The sequence below is a fragment of the Clostridium hydrogeniformans DSM 21757 genome, from assembly GCF_000686705.1.
GTDB lineage: Bacteria > Bacillota > Clostridia > Clostridiales > Clostridiaceae > Clostridium_Z > Clostridium_Z hydrogeniformans.
Map to the genome: position 1 here is coordinate 110,861 of NZ_KK366004.1, position 20,565 is coordinate 131,425.

Consider the following 20,565-nt stretch of genomic DNA (forward strand, 5'->3'; position numbering starts at 1 on the left):
TTATTTTATAAATCTTAATATATTATTAGGATATATTAAACTAAAAAAGTAATGTATATGTAACTATGGGGTGTGTAAAAGTATGCTATATTGAAATAACAATAGAGTTAGTACTAATTTTGCAAAGAAAATATATATTATATAAGTTCTATACTGAAAGTAAGTTGATAAATAGACTTTTTATTTATTAATGAAATCTTAAATGAATAAACTAAGATTTATTTTAAAGATTCTACAGATATTTTGAAGTGTAGAATTTAGTTAGGTTTATTTTTATAAGACTATAATATTAAGATGATATTATAGAGTTTTATTGTACAAAAAGCTAAGGAGAGTTAATTATGACTGTAGAGATTCCAGTGGTAATTAAGCCACTTTTATATGAATATGAGTGGAAACTTAAAGAGAATTTTAAAGATAAAATATTTGGAATTTATTTATATAATTCAATAGCTATTAATGCTTTTGATGAGAATAAAAGCGATATTGATATAGTTATAATAATTAAAGAGGATTTTACTAAAGATGAAGTAGTAGAGCTTAAAAATATTCATAGAGAACTAAATAAGAACTTTAGTTATAGTAAAAAGATGGAAGGGATGTACATTAAATTAAAAGATATTAGTAAAACAAATGATTTATTAGAACCATATATCTATTTTGAAAATGGAAGACTTCATAAACCAGGATATTATGATATTAACTATGTAACATGGTGGACCTTAAAGCATAATGGAATTGGAATAAATAGTCCAAGGGTTAATGATTTAAATATTAAAGTAGACTGGGAAGATATTTTAAACACAATGAATTATAATTTAAATTTTTACTGGAAGAGTAAGTTAAATAAGAAAAGCATATTTATTCTTGATTATTGGATAGAGTTTTCTGTACTTACCTTATGTAGGATAGTTAATACTTTGGAGTATAAAGAAATAAACTCAAAGTTAGCATCTGCAAATATGGCTTTAACTAGTATGAATAAAGAATTTAATAAGATTATTTTAGAAGCTATTAGAATAAGAGAGGGTAAGGGTGAAAAATCATTATATAGATCAAGGATAAAAAGAAGTAATGATGTTCAAAGGTTTATAGACAGTACTATAGATTATTGTAATACTAAATATAACTTAGAGAATCTATAATTCATACCTAACTCAATTAACAACTTTAATATACCTTATATAATAACTCGTTTGGACCACTATAGGATAAATTTGTCCTTGTAGTGGTTCTTTTGTTTGTACTACACTTTTCTATATAATACTATTATAAGTATATATTATAGTTAAATATGTAAATATAAACGTAAATATTAGAACAATGTAGGTTAAAATAGATTTAGTTTTAATAGAACACAACATAAATTTAATACTATTTATGTTAGCATAAATAGTATAATTTTTATTAATTTTAATTAGGGGGATACATATGAGGAAAGCTATTCTACTTGGAATTATTTCATCATTTTTCTTTGCTTTCACTTTTATACTTAATAAAAGTATGGAGGTATCAGGAGGAAGCTGGATTTGGAGTGGGGTGCTAAGGTATGCATTTATGCTACCCTTATTATTTATTATGGTGAGTATTAGAGGAGAATTCGGACAAGTTTTAAAAGACATAAAAGAAACACCAGTGCAGAGTACTGTAGGGTTTGGATTTTTCTATGCTCCAATTTGTTTAGCGGCAGTATATGCGCCTTCTTGGATTGTAGCAGGAATTTTACTATCACCACTATTTTTTAAAACTGTTGAAACAGAGAATGGGGTAATAAGGGAAAGGCTAAAAATACCTAAGAGACCTTTAATCATGTCTTTAATAATATTATTTGGAATATTTCTTATACAGATACAAGATATGAACATTGGAGAAAGTAGTAAAGGATTTAAAGGTATCATATTTGTTATTATAGCTGCATTCTCCTATCCATTAGGTAACAGAAAAATGATGGAGGGTTGTGGTGAAAGATTAAATACTGTTCAAAGAGTATTTGGAATGACTTTATGTAGTATGCCATTTTGGATAATATTATCTATATATGGTACTTTAACTGTAGGACTTCCAGGAAAAGCTCAGATTATACAGTCAATAATAGTAGCTCTATGCTCAGGAGTTATAGCTACATTATTGTTTTTTAAGGCTACAGATATGGTGAAAAGTGATCCTAATAAACTTGCAATTATAGAAGCTACCCAATGTGGGGAAGTTATTTTTACAGTATTAGGAGGAGTTTTAATACTTAATGATACATTACCTACTATAGTTGGATGGAGTGGATTATTACTTGTTGTTATAGGAATGATATTGAACAGTACTATATCAAATAAATAGTTTCAATAATTATCCATTTCATAAAAAAATATAAGTTATATCTTAAGGTGTGTTTAGAAGAAATAAGTATATAATCCTTGGATAAGAAGTCTGTGTTAATATGTGTAAAAAGCTTGAGCTATGATATAATTAAATTATAAGGTAAATAATGGATTAATATTTTCCCGTAAATATTAATAATATTGGTATTTTATAAAAATTATTTTGATAGCTCTTGTTACAGTAAGAATAATTTTATAAAAGATACTTTTTACTATAATAGGAACATATAAAAACTATTTTAAGAAAAATAATGAGGCATATTTTAAATTTTGAATAGATAGGAGAGGGAATATGGACATTCTTTTAAAGAGAAGAAGAGCAGAGATAAAGGCTTATCTTTGTGGTTCAATTTGGTGTATATGGAGTAAAGCAGTTAATTAATATAAATAATACAAAAATATATTTACGGGAGAGTTGTATATGTTTAAATTAATTGCTAAGTATTTAAAAAGGTATAAAGGTGAGTTAATAGTATTTACAACCATGCTTTTTATGTCAATATCAGCATCTTTTTTAATTCCTAAAATTTTAGGGGAATATATAGATAGTTTTGCTAAGGGGACTACAATAAATAAATATATTATTTATTTATTCATAACTGTAGTTTTAATAGAAAGTATTTCAGCGTATTTTACAAAATATCTTAGAACAAAAATATCTAATAGAATAACATTAGATATTATAAAAGACTTAACATCCCATATATTAAAATTACCTATAAGTTTTTTTAAAACTAAGGATGTCATGTATTTAAGTAGTAGAGTAAATGGGGACAGCTTTAACTTAGCAGACTTTAGTACTAGAGTTATTTCAGAAGTTGTAGTTAGCTTAATAAGTTTATTAGTGTCTTATGTATATATTTTTGCCATAGATTTTAATATTGGGTTTAGATTAGTATTATTAATTCCTTTGTATATAACCATATATAAATTACTAGAAAAATCTCTATTTGACAGGTCATTTAAGCAGAAAGAAGGAATTAATAAAGCTATGGCAGTTATGAATAACCAGTATTTAAATATAAAATACACTAAAATTAATAACTGGTACAGGGCCTTTGAGGAAAATTTAAAAATTAAAACAGATGAGGCACAAAGTACTTTTGAAAAGTATGCTAAAATTTTATTCGCTTTTAATGGAATTGATACCCTAATTAAAAGATTAGGCATATTAGTATTAATAGCTTATTCAGGATCATTAGTTTTAAGAGACATGTTAACTATAGGAGAATTTACTATTATAATAGCTTATTTTAATATATCCTTTAACTCTTTAACTGGGTTAATTGAATTTTCAAAATTCTATCAAGATGCAAAGGTTTCCTATTTTAGAGTGAAAGAATTACTGGAGACTACTCATGAGAAAAATGGAGAGGCTATTATGGATGGGGTAGATGAAATAACATTAAAAAATCTAACCTTTGGATATGATAAAGGACCTAAATTATTAAATGGACTTAATTATACATTTAATAAGGGGAAAGTTTATTGTATTAAGGGGAAGAATGGTGCGGGGAAGAGTACATTGCTAGAACTGATTACTGGAATAGATAGTTGTTATGAAGGTGACATTTTTTATAATAAAGAGAATCTTAGGAATATAAATCTTTACAAGTTAAGGAGCAAAGTAATAGGATATGTTGAGCAAAATCCTAATATAGTAGAAGGGAATCTACTTTATAACTTAACCTTAGGAGTAGAGATGGAGAAGATTAATTATATTAAAGAAGTATGTGAGAAGCTTAGTGTGGATAAAATTTTGCCTAAAGGGTATGAAGATAATATTACACCAAATAATGTTAATTTATCAGGTGGAGAGAAACAGAAAATTATAATAGCAAGGGCTTTAGGAAAAGATGGAGATATTATAATAATGGATGAACCAACTTCAGCACTAGACTTAAAAAGTAAAGAAAAGCTTAAGGCTATGTTAAGTAATATCAAAAAAGATAAGATTATAATTTTAATCACTCATGATAATAGTTTAGAAGATATATGTGATGAAATATTTACATTAGTTTAGAATTTAAGGTGTTATTCTATAGAAATATGGAATAATACCTTATTTTTATAAAATAATTAATTAGTACTTTTACTTAATTAGAATATTATTATGAAAAATTATAGAAAAGCATAGAGAAATGTTAAAATTGGGCATAAAAAAACACCCTTTTAGGGTTGAAGACTATTTTTAGCATAAAGGCAGTATTTTAAATCTAACATTAACTTATATTAATATCTTATGATAAAAACCTTAAGTTGTCAAGAGAAAGTTAGAAAATAAATGAAATTCAAATAATTAGCGTTGTAACTCATAATGGGAATATGGGTACATCCTTAAATCATCTATAGAGAGTTTTATTTTTATAAATATTTCCTATAGAATATAGTAACTGACAAAAGAATGAATATATAGGAGGTGTACCATGTCTGTATTAGATCATCCAGATTATAATAAGGAAGTTGAAAAATTAAATTATACCCTTGAATATATGAAGATTTATAATAAAAGAGTATTTGAAGAAAAACTAAGAGTGGACGAAGATGTTGAATATGGATTAAAACATTATAACTCTGATAATGCCGAACAATTTAATGAATTGATAATTAATAAGGTAATTAAGGATTCTTTAAATCAAAGACTTAAAAATCTAAACAAAAGTTTAAGTAAACCTTATTTTTCAAGAGTAGACTTTATTGAAAAAGAAGGGAATAGGTTAGAAGAATTATATATTGGAAAAGTGTCTTTACTTAGAGAAACAGATCAAGAACTTATTATAGTAGACTGGAGAGCGCCAATAGCCACTCTTTATTATGAAGGTCGTATTGGAGAGGCTAGTTTTGAAAGTCCGAGTGGTGCAATACAAGGAGAAATAAAATTAAAAAGGCAATATACCATTGAAAAATCGGAATTAAAAGAGATTCATGATATAGATATAACAACTAATGATGAGTTTCTCCAAGCAGCATTAGGTTCTAGTAAGGATAAGAGACTTAAAGATATTGTTTCAACTATTCAAGCAGAACAAAATAGGGTAATAAGAGCAGATATGTGGAAACCTCTTGTAGTCCAAGGGGCGGCAGGAGGAGGGAAAACCACCATAGCTCTTCATAGAATTGCTTATCTTTTATATAATCATGAAAAAACTTTAAGTCCTAAAAATTTTATGATAATAGCTCCAAATAGATTTTTCCTAAATTATATTTCAGAAGTGCTTCCAGACCTAGGTGTAGAAAATGTAGTTCAAACTACCTTTGAGGACTTTGCATTAGAAGTTATAGGGAAAAAGTTTAAGATTGAAAATACTAGTGAAAAACTTTCTTTTCTTATAAATAATAATTCAATGGATAGAAAACATAAAGTTGAAAATATATCTTCATTTAAATCATCCTTTAAATTTAAAAAAATACTAGATAAATACATTAAAATTATTGAGAAAAATTTCATACCTAAAGAAGATTTTAAAATAGAGTCATTTCTATTGCTAAAATACGAAGAAATAAATGACCTTTTCATAAAGGATTATAGTTATCTCCCCATGAAAGAAAGAATAAATGAGATTAAAAAAAATCTAACTAATATTTTAAAACAAAATAAGGATAGAATAATTGAAGATATAGAGCATACCTATGATAGGAAAATAGAAAAAGTTAAAGAGAAGATGGATGACTGTGTAGAGAGAAGAAGTATAATAATAAACCTTGCAGATACTAGAGACTTAATGCTGACTAAGGTGAAAAAAACCTATAAAAGTGTAATAAGAGAGTATATAAAGAAAATTTTAGTTCTATCTCCTATGGAGTATTATAAAAAATTATTAGAGGATAAACTTTTATTTAAGGAACTATCTTATGAATATGTGGAAGAAACTATAGCAGAAGAAATAAGATTGGAAACCTTGAAAAATATAAAATCCAATACAATAGAAGTAGAGGATTTAGCACCACTTATGTATTTAAAGGTCGTAGTAAATGGATTAGATGATAGGATTAACGTTAGGCATGTAGTAATAGACGAGGCACAGGACTTTAGTGTGTTTCAGTTAATTGTTCTTAAAAAAATTATTGGGGGAAATTCTTTTACAGTTCTAGGTGATTTATGTCAAGGGATTTATTCTTATAGAGGTATAAATCATTGGGAGGAAGCTTCAAGATTGGTGTTTGGAGAAGATAACTTCTCTATGGTTACCTTAAAGCAAAGTTATAGAACCACTATAGAAATAATGAAAGCTGCCAACATTGTTATAAAATCATTGAATGATCCTAGTCTTATAGAGGCAGAGCCAGTTATAAGGCACGGGGAAGAGGTTAAAGTAGTAGAAAAATATAATTTTAAAGATATCATAGAATGTATAAAAAATGATATTTCTAATATTCAAGTGGATGGATTTAAGTCAGCAGCTATTATATGTAAGACTGTGGAAGAATGTATAGAATTTAAAAAAGAGTTAAAGAAATTAGGGATAGATATAAAAATAATAAATGAAGGTGAGAATGAATATTCAGGAGGCATGGTATTAATTCCATGTCACTTAGCTAAAGGCCTTGAATTTGATGTAGTTATTATTGCTAATGGGAGCAAGAAAATGTATCCTAAAACTGAGCTTAATGTAAAGCTTTTATATATTGCTATGACAAGACCCATTCATAAGTTATATATATATTCTCTTGGTGAGATGGCAGAGATGCTAAAGCTAATTTAAAGTTTAATAGTAAGAGTATAATTCTTAATGAAGAGTATACACTTTATATAAGAATATACTAGTAAATGGATGTATATAACTGTAAAATATAGATACATCCATTTTATAACTAGGAGGAATGAATATGAAGGTTGTATTAGTGCGTCATGGAGAACCAGATTATACATTGGTTACAGAAAGAGGCTTTAAAGGTCATGGAAGAGATCTAGCCCAGCTTACAGAAGAAGGAATAGGCCAAGCTATAAGAGTATCACGGGATAGTAGATTAGATGGGGCAGAGCTTATAGTTTTTTCACCTTATACTAGAGCACTTCAAACCGCAGCAATTATATCTAGAAAAAGAGACTTAGATATAAGTATAGAACTAGACTTACATGAGTGGCTACCAGATTTAACTTTTAGTTATAGTAATGACTCTGAGGTTATTAAAGCGGGTAAAGAATTAGAAATGCATAAGGGTGTATATAAAGAAAATGAGAAAAAGAACTGGGAAGAGTTAAGTACTGTAGGAAATAGAGCGATAAATTCCCTAAAAAAATATATGGATTATAATAAAATAATAGTAGTATGCCATGGTATTGTTATGAGGCAATTTAAATTTAAGAAACATATAGATTATTGTGGTATTTTAGAAATAGATTTTCATGAAGGATATACTTGGGGTGGATGGGTAGAAGATAAGTAGAGTGAATTATATTAATCTTAATTTTAAGTTAATTTTAAGCTAATAATTACACTAGAATGATTTATCTTATAGTATAATTATAATAAAAATACTTTTATTATAATTATAGTGATATATTATAGTAGATTGTCACTGTATTAAGATTAAGGACAACATATTAGACTAAATTAGTAAATAAGTCATTTTAGTATGGAATTAAATTTTAAAATTAAGGAGAGAGGTTATGGGAATTTTCAGTGGATTAGTAGGAAATGCATCAGAAAGTAATATGGAGAAGATTCATGAAAAGTATTCAAAACTTTTAGGACCATCAGAGACAATAGAAAGAGCTTATAGCATTATAAGAGATCTTATGATATTTACAAATAAAAGACTTATAATAGTTGATATACAAGGAATTACAGGAAAGAAGGTAAGTTATCACTCAGTACCATATAAGAGTATAACTCATTTTCAGGTTGAAACTGCTGGGCATTTTGACTTAGATGCAGAGCTTAAAATTTGGATATCAAGCACAGCTGAACCTGTTGGGCTTCAATTTAATAAAAGTTCAAGCATTTATGAAATTCAAGGAATATTAGCTGAATACATTTCAAGGTAGTAGTTTTATAATATATATTATAAAGAGTAAATTAAATATTTTAAAGCTATAACAAAATAATGTAAGAAATATAAAGTTTCCCCTATGAGGAGCTCTTTAAAAGGAGTTATTTCATAGGGGTTTGTTTTTAGTATACAATTAATTAAAACTTTAGCTAAAAAATTAGAAAAAAAATATTAAAAGTCATGTAAAAATATGTTAAGGTATAATAGGGATATAAATACAATATAAGGATAGGAGATAAAGTAAGGGGATGATTTAATATGACCGTCTACTATAACTTAGACTCAAATGACTTAGAATCAACATATGGTAAAGATATATTATGCAGAGTAGATGAATACATAGAAGGAGGGATATTAGTTAAAGATCTTCCTTCATCACAGCTAATTGCTATGGAAAATGGAACAATTATTTTAAAACCTAATGAAATTAAATCCATTAATTTAAATAATGATAAATTTTTAAATTTTATGGAGGAGGTATATATATATTCTAAAGCTTTAAAAACCTTTACTGGAGCATTAAAGATAAACCATGAAATTTATGGGGATAACATAGGGGAGTTATATATAGGATTATTTCCTCAGTATAATAAATCTATGGATAAGACTAGCGATATTAAGAGGACAGGGGAGTTTATTTATAGTATAGATGAACTTGAAAAGTTTTTAATGAATATAATATAAGTGCAAAATATAGCAATTTATTAATAATTTAAATAGGTTTTAGGAATAAAAATAAGGCTAAACTACTAGGGAAATTAGGTTCACTGGTAGTTTAGCCTTATTTAATATGTTTTAGTATTTATAATAAGTAGATATGTGAAAATACTTGTATGGATAATATTTACATATATGTCACGGTGTGATATAGTATTCATAACATATGTCACACTGCGACATATATTAAGAATAGAATATAGAGGTGGAAGTTGTGAGCTTAGAAAAAGAAATAAGAAATTTTATTCCTATGACGGAAACAGCTTATTATATTCTTCTTTCTCTAAATAAGCCAAGACATGGATATGGAATAATACAGCATGTAGAGAAAATTACTGAAGGAAGAATTAGACTTGGATCTGGAACAGTATATGGTACTCTATCAAAGATGCAGAAAAATAAAATTATTTCAATTTATGCAGATGAAGATAGAAAAACAATATATGAAATAACTGATTTAGGAAAGATATTAATAAGGGAAGAGATAAATAGAATAAAGGAATTATATAATAATGGGGTTGAATATGGGGAGGATTTCTATGATTCGGATAATTAAGTTATTTTGGAGCTTTAATATCATTAAAATAGAAAAATGGTTAAGAGAAAAGGCATTAGAGGGGTATATATTAAAAGATGTAAATATAAATACTAGGGTATTTACATTTAATCGGGGGGATAAAAAGGATATAACCTATAGAATTTGTTATGGAGATAAAGGTATAGATCATATTGAAAATGGGCTTAAGAGAAATGGGTGGTATAAGCTATTTAGCACGGGGAAATGGACTTTTATAGCTAATGAGAATAAATTGGAAGAAATAAGGGTGCAGCCTTTAAGGGAGAATTTATTAAAAAGGATTAGAGTATCAAAGGTTATATTATCATGCTTACTGTTATACTATGTTATTACAAGAGGAATGTTTTCATTATTACTAATATCTATGATTTTTTCAGGAAGTATGGAAGTATATAATTCAAATAATTTAAGAGTGGAGTATGGGATTTTAGACTATGGTTTTATTAGTATAAAATTAATTTTTCCTATAATAGTGTTTATAATTTTATTTGCTATACTGAAAAATGAAGAAAAACAATTAAAAGGGTGTTTTTATGAGGGATTAGATAATAAGATTTTTAAAGAGGAATTAGAATGTGAGAATAAGTTAGAGTTAATAAAGATATTTAAACTTGGATGGGTTTACTCACCGGATAAATTAGAACAATGGCTTCAAGAGATGGAGAGAAAAGGCTTAAATTTGTATAAGATAAGTAAGAACGGATGTAAGTTTTATTTTTTTAAGGGTAAACCAAGAAAGATAAAATATGTAGCTGATTTAAAGAAATTACCTAATGAAATATGTTATGAAATATATAAAGAAGATAACTGGGACTTAGCTTTCCGTAGTAGTAGCAGTATATTTCAATGGACTATATGGAAAAAAGAATATAAGGGTAAAAAACCAGAAATATATTCAGATAGGGAGGAAGGGATTAAATATGCTAGAAGGGTTCTACTAGTAAACTTATTAACAATAGTACCACTTATGTCTACTTGTGTTTTTATGATTATAATGGAAACATTATGGATTAATAGCAGAATCCATAATATATATATTTTACTAATATTTATACTAATATTTTTTCAGCAATCTTATTTATTTTTTAAAACATTATTATGCTATAGTAGATTAAAAAGGGATATTTATAAATTATCATAAATAAAAACCATGTATAGAAAAAAATTTTTTATGCATGGTTTTTAATTTTTATGATATTTAATATTAGAATAGAAAATAGAATATTAAGGTTAGATTGTTAAAAATTATAGCTATAGATTAACATTTTAATAAAAAGATAAAATTGAAGGAATATTCAGAAATAATAGGGGATATTAAGTATTTTAACTTTATAATGAGAAACTAAAAAGTATATAGGAATATTCAGTAGATAAACTTCTATATAATAATACTATAAGTATTATATGAAATATAAATAGAAGGGATGTTGATATTATTTGAAAGAACTTATTAAAAAGTTAAAAGAAGTGACCTTAGCTGTACTACCAATTACAATTATTGTACTGATCCTTAATTTCACCATAGCACCTATAGAAAGAGATCTAATATATAGATTTATAATAGGGGCAATATTTATAATATTAGGACTGGGGATATTCTTATTTGGTGCAGACATTGGGATTCAGCCACTAGGTTCTTTAATGGGATCTACTCTTACTAAGAAGAAGAATATAGGGTTAATAGTTATATTTGGATTTATTCTAGGTTTTCTTATAACTATAGCAGAGCCAGATCTTCAAGTATTGGCAGCACAGGTAAGTGGAGTTACTTCAGGAGACATATCAAAGCTTAGCTTGTTAATTATTGTTTCCATAGGGGTAGGAGTACTACTCGTAGTAGGATTAATGAGAATAATTTTTAATATATCATTATCTAAACTTTTAACAATATTGTATGGAATAATATTGTTATTATCAATATTTACCTCATCAGGGTTTTTAGCTATATCCTTTGATGCATCTGGGGCCACCACAGGCTCTATGACTGTACCTTTTATACTGGCCTTTGGACTTGGAGTATCCTCAATTAAAGGGGGGAAGGAGTCAGAAGATGACAGTTTTGGTATGGTTGGTATAGCATCAACAGGTCCTATAATTTCAGTGCTTATAATGAGTATAGTGTCTAAAGTAGAGGCTTCAACAGGAAGTTTAAATTATGATTCTATAGTAACTAAAGGAATTCTTGGTCCTTATCTAAAAGAAATACCTAAGATAACACTTGAGATAACTATTGCATTGTTACCTCTTTTTCTCATGTTTTGCTTTTTTCAAATAAAATTTTTAAAAGTGTCAAAGAAGAAGTTTAAGAGAATATTAAAGGGAATAGGATATACATTTATAGGATTGGTTTTGTTTTTAACAGGAGTAAATGCAGGATTTATGGAAGCTGGAAGCGCTATAGGACATGCTGTTGCATCCTTAGAGAATAATTGGGTGCTTATACCAATAGGTTTTATGTTAGGATTTACAGTTATTTTTGCAGAACCAGCAGTGTATGTTTTAAATGAACAGGTGGAGAATGTAACAAGTGGTCATATAAGAAAGAAGGTAATATTGTATACCTTATCCATAGGGGTTGCCTTTGCAGTAGCTCTTTCTATGATTAGAATAATGGTTCCATGGATTAATTTATGGTACTATCTTCTACCAGGATATATCTTATCACTAATCATGTCTTATTTTGTTCCAAAGATATTTGTGGGAATAGCCTTTGATTCAGGGGGAGTTGCTTCAGGACCAATGACTGCTACATTTATTTTAGCTTTCGCTCAGGGAGCAGCCGAGGCTATTGATGGAGCTAATGTATTAATTGACGGCTTTGGAATTATTTCTTTGGTAGCATTAACACCATTAATTGCCATACAAGTTCTTGGATTAGTTTATAAACATAAGTCTATAAAGAGGGGAGTAGAGGAGATTGGATTGTAAGACAGCAGGAGAGAATAAATATACAATGTTTTTTGTAGTTGTAAACTTTGGAGTTGGAAGTGAAGTTTTAGAGGAAGCTAAGAAAAATGGAGTCCTTGATGGAACAATTTTTCTTGGAAAAGGAACTGCTAAAAGTCATATTTTAGAGATATTGGGCTTAGAGGAAATAAAAAAGGAAATAGTCTTAATGGTTACGGAAAAAGAAATTGAAGAGAGACTTTATAAAATTTTAGAAGAAAAGTTTTATTTAAGTAAGCCTAATAAAGGAATAGCTTTTTCTATTAATGTAGATAAAATTTTTGGAGCAAGAAGGTGTATGGGCATAGATATGGTTAAAAATGAAGGGAGTATGGGTGCTATGGAAGAGAATAAAGGATATGAAGTAATTTTTACAATAGTAGATAGAGGAATGGCTGAAGAAGTAGTGGATGCAGCAGTATTAGGGGGAGCAGAAGGCGGAACTATAGTTAATGGAAGAGGTTCAAGTATACATGAAAATAGTAAGTTCTTTGGAATGTCTCTAGAACCAGAGAAGGAAATAGTTATGATTCTTATTGAAAAAACTAAAATAGAAACTGTAGTAAATTCTATAAGAAAAAATATACAAATTGATACTCCAGGGAAGGGAATAATGTTTTCTATGGGGGTCAATAATACATCAGGAATATTTAATAGTAGTAAAGAATAACAGTTAAAAAATAGAAAAAATTCTATTAGTAATTAAATTATTATATTAAAGTTATTGAAATATTTATCTTTTTTACTGAGGTGATATTTATGGAAGTATTTAAAATAGAAAAGTTATGGAACTTAGATGAAAACTATAAAACTAAAGCTATTGAATTATTTGTTGATGGATTTTATAATATATTTTCCTTTTCAAAAGATAAAAAAATATTACAAGAATTATTTATACAGTCATTAGATTTTTCAATAATTTATGTTTGTTTACATGAAACTAATGTGGTTGGTTTTTTAGGGATTGGGAATAATAAGAAACGTCCAGCTTGTTTTGATAAGTCTGTTTGTCAAAAGCTTTTAGGAAAGGTAAAAGGGTTCATAGTATATAATCAACTAAGTGTTATTATGGAAAAGCCAGCTGTAAAAGGGGAAAAAGATTTATATATTGATTATTTGACTACAGATAAAAAATATGGAAGAAAAGGGATAGCTACAAAATTAATTAATTTTGTTTGTGATGAACTTGATTTCAATGAGTGTTATATAGAAGTGTTATCTAAGAATGAAAATGCCAAAAGACTATATGAGAAGATTGGATTTAAAGAATATAAAAGAATATATAATCCTTTTATTATGATGCAAGGACTTGGGGTAGCTATAAAAATGAAAAGGCAAATAAAGAAGCTTTAATTTGTTTATATGTTAAGGATTATATATTAAAAATAAAAGAAGTTTTAAGAGATATGATAGTCAGGATAAAAGATTTGTATTTAAAAACTATTTTATCTTTATTAAGAGTAGTAAGCTAAAAATGCTACTCTTTTTTTCTTGATTTTATTGCCATAAGTTAAAATGGGGTCTTTCGTACAAATAATATAATATCAATAATTAGGATTAATGTCCATAGAATTAGTATAAGTTAGAAAATAAAAATAAATCCCATAGATAATAAGGTAAATTGAAACTTAGGTTGGTTTTACTTTACTATAAATCTATGTGATAATATGAAAATATGTTTAGTATTGATTATAGATATAACCTTAAAGCAGAAGTTTTAAGGTTAAATTTTATTAATGATATAGTTCATAACATCTGTTAACCCTAAGACTTCATTTTACATGGAATAAAGAATTAGGGCTAATGTCTGTGGAATAAATTAAAAAAAATTAATATAGTATAAGTGAGGCGATAAAATGAAAATAGGATTTGATCACAAGAAATACCTTGAAGAACAGTCAAAGTATATTTTAGAGAGAGTTAATGATTATGATAAGCTTTATTTAGAATTTGGTGGAAAGCTTATAGGGGATATGCATGCTAAAAGAGTCTTACCAGGATTTGATGAAAATGCAAAAATTAAATTATTACATAAATTAAAGGAAAATGTTGAAATAGTTATATGTGTATATGCAGGGGATATAGAGAGAAATAAAATAAGAGGAGATTATGGAATAACCTATGATATGGATGTTCTAAGACTAATAGATGATTTAAGAGACTATGACTTATTAGTTAACAGTGTTGTAATTACAAGATATGATGATCAGCCATCAGCTACTGTATTTATAAACAAACTTGAGCGTAGGGGAATAAAAGTTTATAAGCATAGAGCTACTAAAGGATATCCTACAGATGTAGATACCATAGTTAGTGATGAAGGATATGGAAAAAATCCATATATAGAAACAAGTAAGCCTATAGTAGTAGTTACAGCTCCAGGACCAGGAAGTGGAAAGCTAGCAACTTGTCTTAGTCAATTATATCATGAGCAAAAACAAGGAAAGGTAGCAGGATATTCTAAATTTGAAACCTTCCCAGTTTGGAATGTACCACTAAAGCATCCTTTGAACATAGCTTATGAAGCAGCAACAGTAGATCTTAAGGATGTAAATATGATAGATTCATTCCATATGGATGCTTATAATAAGGTGGCAGTAAACTATAATCGTGATATAGAAAGCTTCCCTGTACTTAGAAGAATAATTGAGAAAATAACAGGGGAAGAATCTATCTATAAATCTCCAACAGATATGGGAGTTAATAGAGTAGGCTTTGGCATTATAGATGATGAGGTAGTACAAGAGGCATCTAAGCAAGAAATAATAAGAAGATACTTTAAAACCGGTTGTGAGTATAAAAAGGGATATGTAGATAAAGAAACCTTCCAAAGATCAAGGCTTATAATGGAAGAGCTTAGCTTAAAAGAAAGTGATAGAGCTGTAGTTATGCCTGCAAGGGAATATTCATTAAAGCTTAGAGAAAAGTGTAATAATAGTGAAGTGTGCCCAGTGGTAACTTTAGAGCTTCATGATGGAACTATATTAACAGGAAGAAGCTCAGAGGTAATGGATTCAACAGCAGCAGTAATGTTAAATTCAGTTAAGCATCTAGCTAATATATCAGATAATATACATCTTATATCTCCTGTTATTCTGCAGCCAATTAGAAATCTAAAAGCTAAAACTTTAGGAAATAAGAATGCAGCATTAACTTGTGAGGAAGTGTTGATTGCCCTTAGCATATGTGCAGCAACAAATCCAACAGCTCAAGTTGCTATGGAGAAACTAGTTATGTTAAAGGGATGTAAAGCTCATTCAACAACTATTTTAAGAAAAAGTGATGAACAAACCTTTGGAAAATTAGATATAGATATAACTTGTGATCCTGAATATCCAACTGAAAATCTTTTCTATAATAATTAGTATTTTATAGATATTGATTTTTAGAGAATATAAAAAAATATAAATTTTAAAAGACACTTTCAATGATTTTATAAGTTATTGAAGGTGTCTTTTGTTTTATTTTAGATTAATAATGCTATAGGGTTTTAATATTTATACATTGAAATATCATTGATTTGTCTTGCTTTACTCATATAGATAAATTAACTTTGAAACTTATCTTATGTACTACTTAAGATTTAAAATTTTAAAGGATTTAAGTGTATGTATAAGTTAAAATTCAAGCTAAAAACCTATATATAGATATGTATCACTAAAGAAGAGATTTATAATTAAATATTACTTTAAGTTTATAGTAAAATATTGTAAGTAGATGCTATAATGTATTTATGAATTATAATTGTAATAAGGAAATATTAAATAAGTCTTAAGAAATAAAAGTTTATGTATAAAAAGAATAGATATTTAGATAGATTAAAATCTAATTTTATTGGGGGACACATATGGAGATGAGATTTGAGTTAGGAAAATTAAATGATGTTGATGAATTAGAAAGACTTTATAATGATTTAAATGACTACCTAGAAAAAGGAGAAAATTATCCAGGGTGGAAAAAAGGTGTATATCCTGTTCGTAAAAATGCAATTGATGGAATTAAAAATGGTAATCTTTATGTATTAAGGCATGATGGAAAAATAATAGCATCTGTTATTTTAAGTCATAAACCTGAACCAGCATACTATAAAGCGAAATGGAATATTGATTCTAATTACTCAGGTATTTTTGTCATATATACCTTTGTAGTTCATCCAAAGTTTTTTAAATGTGGTGTGGGTAAAGCATTAATGGACTTCTCTACTGATTATAGTATTAAGTCAAAAGCTAAATCAATTAGATTGGATGTTTATGAGGGAAACATACCTGCTATTAGGCTGTATGAAAAGTGTGGGTTTAAGTATGTGGATACAGTTGATCTAGGACTTGGAAGTTATGGATTAAACTGGTTTAAATTATATGAAAAGTTACTATTATAATTAGAGCAAATATTAACTATAATTTATTACATAATTGTAAAATTAGCCGAAACAACTAAATTAAAAATGGAGTTTTTTTAATTCAGAAAAATGTTTGAGGTTGTTGTACTAATATACAAAATAATACAATTTAAATATAGTTTGCATAAAATGGCTTCATATGAAGATATAAAAAATAATTGTTTATATGAGAGGAGAGAATAATGAATACAGTAAAAGAAATGAGAATTGAAACAGATAGATTAATAATTAGACCTTTTATTCAGAATGATTTATTAGAGTGTTATGAATTAATGCAAGATGAAGAACTATTTAATTACTTGGATTGGAAAGTTACATCTATTGAGAAATTTAAAAGAACATTTAAGTGGTGGATTGATTTATATGAAACTACTTATGATGGCGATTTTAAATATAATTTTGCAGTTTTCCTAAAGGATAACAAGAAATTTATTGGTTGGGGTGGTTTTGGTATTATTGACTGCTTTTATCCTGATAAAGAAATATACTATTTAATTGGAAAAAAGTATTGGGGAAAAGGATATGCTACTGAAATGATGAATGCTTTAATAGATTATTATTTCAATATAATAGGAATGAATAAAATTATTGCTTTAGCAAAACCCGAAAATATTGCGTCAAATAGAGTAATACAAAAATTGGGATTTAAGTTTCAATATTTTGTTAGTGGATTACCAAAAAAATTTGATTTTTATAATGGGGAGCCTTATTATTCCCTAACTAAAGAGGAATACTTACAAAAAATATAATATAGTCATTAATTTTGATAGCTACTGTGAATGGAGGATATAATGATCGCTACAATAGTTACAGCCTTTATTTCTTTTGTTAGTACGAATATTGATGATATATTTATACTTATGATACTTTTTTCTCAAAGAAATAATGAAATGAAAAAACAACATATTATTATTGGACAATACTTAGGTATAGGAATCTTAGTTTTAATAAGTATCATAGGAGCATTAGGCTTTTCAGTAATTCCAAAAGAATATGTTGGGGTTCTTGGGTTAATGCCTATATACTTAGGAGTAAAATCATATTTAGGTCATGAAAAAGTGGATGAAGGAAACAGGAGTGAAGTTTATAAGGATTTTCAAAAGAAGGATAGTCATGCATTTGAGGAATCTATTAATACTAAAAAACACCATATAATAAAATTTATTAAAAATTTAATTAACCCAAATATCCTAAAAGTAATTGGGGTAACCATTGCTAATGGTGCAGATAATATTGGAATTTATATTCCTCTTTTCACAAGTATGGATTTAGTTAATACTTTTTTAACAGTAATAGTATTTATGATTTTAACAGCATTTTGGTGTTTTGTTGGGTTAAGATTGTCAGAACATCCTTTGGTAGAAAAAAATATTAAAAAGTATGATTATATTTTTGTTCCTATAATATTTATAGGACTAGGGATTTTTATTTTAATTAAGAGTGGAACTATAAAATTATTAATAAATAGCCTTATTAATACCTTGAATATTTAATTTTATTAGAATATTACTTATGGATAATTTATTTTAAAAACTATACATAAGTAATAAAAAATATATAAACAAGTTTAGGCAGTATTGCTTATATTTAGTCTAGGTATAAAATATTATAAATATTTATTTTATGTAGTTATTACAGAGATATTTTAGGGGGAATATATATGATTACTTATAAAAGATGCAATGAGGTAGAGGAAGATTTAATATATGAAGGGTTTTCTCTAGGGTTTTCAGATTATATTGTTAAATTTAATATGCAAAAGAAAGTCTTCTTTAATCATTTCTTTGGACCAGAAGGAAATAGTAAGGAACACTCTTTTATAGCATTAGATAATAATAAGCCTATAGGAGTTATTTTTGGAGGAATAAAGGTTTATGAGGGAATAAAGACCATTAGATGTGGAACTCTAGCAGTAATTCCAGAGTATAGAGGAAAAGGGGTAAGTCATGAATTATTTAACCTTCATAAAAATGAGGGGATAAACAATGATTGTACTCAGCTCTTTTTAGAGGTAATTACTGAAAATTATAGAGCTGTAAGATTTTATGAAAGTCTAGGATATGAAAAAGTTTATGACTTATCTTACTATAATATAGATGACTTTAAATTAGATGATAATATTTTATTGCAAGGTATAGAATTAAAGAGAATAACAGTTGAAGAATTTGAAAAAGTAATAGAAAATATAAGATATTTCCATGTTAATTGGCAAAATGATATAGATTATATGAAAAAGTCTTCTAATATAACTTATTATGGAGCTTATATAGGAGAAAAAATAGTTGGATTCAGTGCTATTAAATCTAATGGGAGTATTATGGTTTTAATGGTGGATCCTAAGTTTAGAGGATTGAAAGTAGGAACATCTATTTTAAATAATGCATCACAAGACTTAAGTATTTCAAAATTTAGAGCATCATTTTCTAATAATAATTTATTAGAAGGATTCTATAAGCATTTAGGATTTAAGAAGGAAAAATTATCTCAATATGAAATGTATTTAACTTTATAATTTTGTAACTTATACTTAATATATAATTTATTTGAATTAGTTGTTAGTACACCATATAAAATGAATTTATAATAGGAGAAGAGAATGAAGATAGATAGATTATTTTCAATACTATTAATATTACTAAATAATGAAAAAGTTACAGCTGAATATTTAGCCGAGCATTTTGAAGTTTCCAAAAGGACAATATATAGGGATATAGAATCCTTAACTATTGCAGGGGTTCCTATTATAACTTACTTTGGTAAAAATGGAGGGGTAGGGCTAAGTAGTAGATATAAATTAGATAAATATATGTTTACAGATAAGGAAAAAGGCATTATTTTAGATTGCTTAGAGGCAAGGGAAGAAATATTAAAAGAGAATAATATACAAGACCTTAAAGAAAAAATTAAAGGAATTATTACTAATAATGAGAAAAGCTTTATAAATAATAAGATAAGATATAAAAGTATTCAAAGGGAAGAAATACAAGAGTTAGTTAATGAAAAAATAAAAATCATTAATAAAGCAATAGATGAGAAAAAGTCTATTGTTTTTACATATACAAAATATGATGGGGATACAAGAAAAAGAGAAGTAGATCCAATAAATATTAGGTTTAACTATGGTAGTTGGTATTTATATGGATTTTGTCATAAAAGAAATGATTTTAGAGTCTTTAAGTTAACCCGAATTAATCATATGAATATTACTGATAATCATATTAGTAACTCTTATGAAAACTTTCTTAGTGAGACTAAAGTTGAAAAAAATAACCAAGTCTTAGTTAAATTAAGATTTAATAAAAGTGAGCTTGGAAAAATATATGATTATTTTACAAAAGATGAGATTTTAGAAATAAATGAAGAACATATTATAGTGTATTTCACCTATTACTTTGACTTTAATATTATTAACTTTATATTAAGTTTTGGAAATAAGGTTACTGTTTTAGAGCCACTCTCCATTAAGATGGAAGTAATAAATACTATAAAAAATATAATTTCAAACTATGACATATAGATGTCAACTTTCAAATGGTAAGATTAATTTATATTAATTAAAG

At 27.0% G+C, this 20,565-nt stretch carries 18 protein-coding genes; all 18 read left to right on the forward strand.

What is annotated here, in order from left to right; all coding sequences use genetic code 11:
* Positions 1–341 precede the first annotated feature (341 nt).
* The 18 genes from BR69_RS0113725 (at position 342) to BR69_RS0113815 (ending at position 20,522) form a co-directional block, all read left to right on the forward strand.
* Positions 342–1,145 (forward strand): aminoglycoside adenylyltransferase domain-containing protein, encoded by an 804-nt coding sequence (locus BR69_RS0113725; RefSeq protein WP_027633684.1) that lies wholly within the window; start codon positions 342–344, stop codon positions 1,143–1,145.
* Between the two features lie 286 nt (positions 1,146–1,431).
* Positions 1,432–2,331 carry a DMT family transporter gene (locus BR69_RS0113730; RefSeq protein WP_027633685.1) on the forward strand — a complete coding sequence of 300 codons (900 nt, stop codon included), beginning with the start codon at positions 1,432–1,434 and terminating at the stop codon, positions 2,329–2,331.
* Between the two features lie 462 nt (positions 2,332–2,793).
* Complete coding sequence (locus BR69_RS0113740) at positions 2,794–4,395, forward strand: ABC transporter ATP-binding protein (RefSeq protein ID WP_027633686.1); 1,602 nt, start codon at positions 2,794–2,796, stop codon at positions 4,393–4,395.
* 403 nt (positions 4,396–4,798) lie between these two features.
* A complete protein-coding gene (helD, locus tag BR69_RS0113745; protein WP_027633687.1) occupies positions 4,799–7,075 on the forward strand; it encodes an RNA polymerase recycling motor HelD in 2,277 nt (758 codons plus the stop codon).
* Between the two features lie 124 nt (positions 7,076–7,199).
* Complete coding sequence (locus tag BR69_RS20585) at positions 7,200–7,760, forward strand: histidine phosphatase family protein (protein ID WP_051623625.1); 561 nt, start codon at positions 7,200–7,202, stop codon at positions 7,758–7,760.
* A gap of 223 nt (positions 7,761–7,983) precedes the next feature.
* Complete coding sequence (locus BR69_RS0113755) at positions 7,984–8,361, forward strand: PH domain-containing protein (protein ID WP_027633688.1); 378 nt, start codon at positions 7,984–7,986, stop codon at positions 8,359–8,361.
* A gap of 263 nt (positions 8,362–8,624) precedes the next feature.
* Positions 8,625–9,050 (forward strand): hypothetical protein, encoded by a 426-nt coding sequence (locus BR69_RS0113760; protein ID WP_027633689.1) that lies wholly within the window; start codon positions 8,625–8,627, stop codon positions 9,048–9,050.
* 247 nt (positions 9,051–9,297) lie between these two features.
* Positions 9,298–9,639 (forward strand): PadR family transcriptional regulator, encoded by a 342-nt coding sequence (locus tag BR69_RS0113765; protein ID WP_027633690.1) that lies wholly within the window; start codon positions 9,298–9,300, stop codon positions 9,637–9,639.
* The gene (locus BR69_RS0113770; RefSeq protein ID WP_027633691.1) at positions 9,623–10,801 is read left to right on the forward strand and encodes a DUF2812 domain-containing protein; all 1,179 of its coding nucleotides are present in this window, start codon (positions 9,623–9,625) and stop codon (positions 10,799–10,801) included. The genes BR69_RS0113765 and BR69_RS0113770 overlap by 17 nt, the downstream gene beginning before the upstream one ends.
* A gap of 296 nt (positions 10,802–11,097) precedes the next feature.
* A complete protein-coding gene (locus BR69_RS0113775; RefSeq protein WP_027633692.1) occupies positions 11,098–12,588 on the forward strand; it encodes a DUF1538 domain-containing protein in 1,491 nt (496 codons plus the stop codon).
* Positions 12,578–13,276 carry a P-II family nitrogen regulator gene (locus tag BR69_RS0113780; protein ID WP_027633693.1) on the forward strand — a complete coding sequence of 233 codons (699 nt, stop codon included), beginning with the start codon at positions 12,578–12,580 and terminating at the stop codon, positions 13,274–13,276. The genes BR69_RS0113775 and BR69_RS0113780 overlap by 11 nt, the downstream gene beginning before the upstream one ends.
* A gap of 89 nt (positions 13,277–13,365) precedes the next feature.
* On the forward strand, positions 13,366–13,959 hold the full coding sequence (locus BR69_RS0113785; protein ID WP_027633694.1) for a GNAT family N-acetyltransferase: 594 nt from the start codon (positions 13,366–13,368) through the stop codon (positions 13,957–13,959).
* A gap of 503 nt (positions 13,960–14,462) precedes the next feature.
* Positions 14,463–15,971, forward strand: coding sequence for a DUF1846 domain-containing protein (locus BR69_RS0113790; RefSeq protein ID WP_027633695.1), 1,509 nt, complete (start codon positions 14,463–14,465; stop codon positions 15,969–15,971).
* Between the two features lie 482 nt (positions 15,972–16,453).
* A complete protein-coding gene (locus BR69_RS0113795; protein ID WP_027633696.1) occupies positions 16,454–16,984 on the forward strand; it encodes a GNAT family N-acetyltransferase in 531 nt (176 codons plus the stop codon).
* 203 nt (positions 16,985–17,187) lie between these two features.
* The gene (locus tag BR69_RS0113800; protein ID WP_027633697.1) at positions 17,188–17,754 is read left to right on the forward strand and encodes a GNAT family N-acetyltransferase; all 567 of its coding nucleotides are present in this window, start codon (positions 17,188–17,190) and stop codon (positions 17,752–17,754) included.
* Positions 17,755–17,796: 42 nt separating this feature from the next.
* Positions 17,797–18,498: a cadmium resistance transporter gene (locus BR69_RS0113805; protein WP_027633698.1), complete on the forward strand. Its 702-nt coding sequence runs from the start codon at positions 17,797–17,799 to the stop codon at positions 18,496–18,498.
* A 167-nt stretch (positions 18,499–18,665) separates the two neighbouring features.
* On the forward strand, positions 18,666–19,517 hold the full coding sequence (locus tag BR69_RS0113810; protein WP_027633699.1) for a GNAT family N-acetyltransferase: 852 nt from the start codon (positions 18,666–18,668) through the stop codon (positions 19,515–19,517).
* Positions 19,518–19,601: 84 nt separating this feature from the next.
* Positions 19,602–20,522: a helix-turn-helix transcriptional regulator gene (locus BR69_RS0113815; RefSeq protein ID WP_027633700.1), complete on the forward strand. Its 921-nt coding sequence runs from the start codon at positions 19,602–19,604 to the stop codon at positions 20,520–20,522.
* Positions 20,523–20,565: the final 43 nt, after the last annotated feature.

What these genes read in the sequence shown, in the direction of transcription:
- BR69_RS0113760 (WP_027633689.1), top strand. Translation starts at nt 8,625, where the DNA reads ATGACCGTCTACTATAACTTAGACTCAAATGACTTAGAATCAACATAT.
- helD (WP_027633687.1), top strand. Translation starts at nt 4,799, where the DNA reads ATGTCTGTATTAGATCATCCAGATTATAATAAGGAAGTTGAAAAATTA.
- BR69_RS20585 (WP_051623625.1), top strand. Translation starts at nt 7,200, where the DNA reads ATGAAGGTTGTATTAGTGCGTCATGGAGAACCAGATTATACATTGGTT.
- BR69_RS0113810 (WP_027633699.1), top strand. Translation starts at nt 18,666, where the DNA reads ATGATTACTTATAAAAGATGCAATGAGGTAGAGGAAGATTTAATATAT.
- BR69_RS0113800 (WP_027633697.1), top strand. Translation starts at nt 17,188, where the DNA reads ATGAATACAGTAAAAGAAATGAGAATTGAAACAGATAGATTAATAATT.
- BR69_RS0113785 (WP_027633694.1), top strand. Translation starts at nt 13,366, where the DNA reads ATGGAAGTATTTAAAATAGAAAAGTTATGGAACTTAGATGAAAACTAT.
- BR69_RS0113755 (WP_027633688.1), top strand. Translation starts at nt 7,984, where the DNA reads ATGGGAATTTTCAGTGGATTAGTAGGAAATGCATCAGAAAGTAATATG.
- BR69_RS0113730 (WP_027633685.1), top strand. Translation starts at nt 1,432, where the DNA reads ATGAGGAAAGCTATTCTACTTGGAATTATTTCATCATTTTTCTTTGCT.
- BR69_RS0113790 (WP_027633695.1), top strand. Translation starts at nt 14,463, where the DNA reads ATGAAAATAGGATTTGATCACAAGAAATACCTTGAAGAACAGTCAAAG.
- BR69_RS0113770 (WP_027633691.1), top strand. Translation starts at nt 9,623, where the DNA reads ATGATTCGGATAATTAAGTTATTTTGGAGCTTTAATATCATTAAAATA.
- BR69_RS0113805 (WP_027633698.1), top strand. Translation starts at nt 17,797, where the DNA reads ATGATCGCTACAATAGTTACAGCCTTTATTTCTTTTGTTAGTACGAAT.
- BR69_RS0113725 (WP_027633684.1), top strand. Translation starts at nt 342, where the DNA reads ATGACTGTAGAGATTCCAGTGGTAATTAAGCCACTTTTATATGAATAT.
- BR69_RS0113740 (WP_027633686.1), top strand. Translation starts at nt 2,794, where the DNA reads ATGTTTAAATTAATTGCTAAGTATTTAAAAAGGTATAAAGGTGAGTTA.
- BR69_RS0113815 (WP_027633700.1), top strand. Translation starts at nt 19,602, where the DNA reads ATGAAGATAGATAGATTATTTTCAATACTATTAATATTACTAAATAAT.
- BR69_RS0113795 (WP_027633696.1), top strand. Translation starts at nt 16,454, where the DNA reads ATGGAGATGAGATTTGAGTTAGGAAAATTAAATGATGTTGATGAATTA.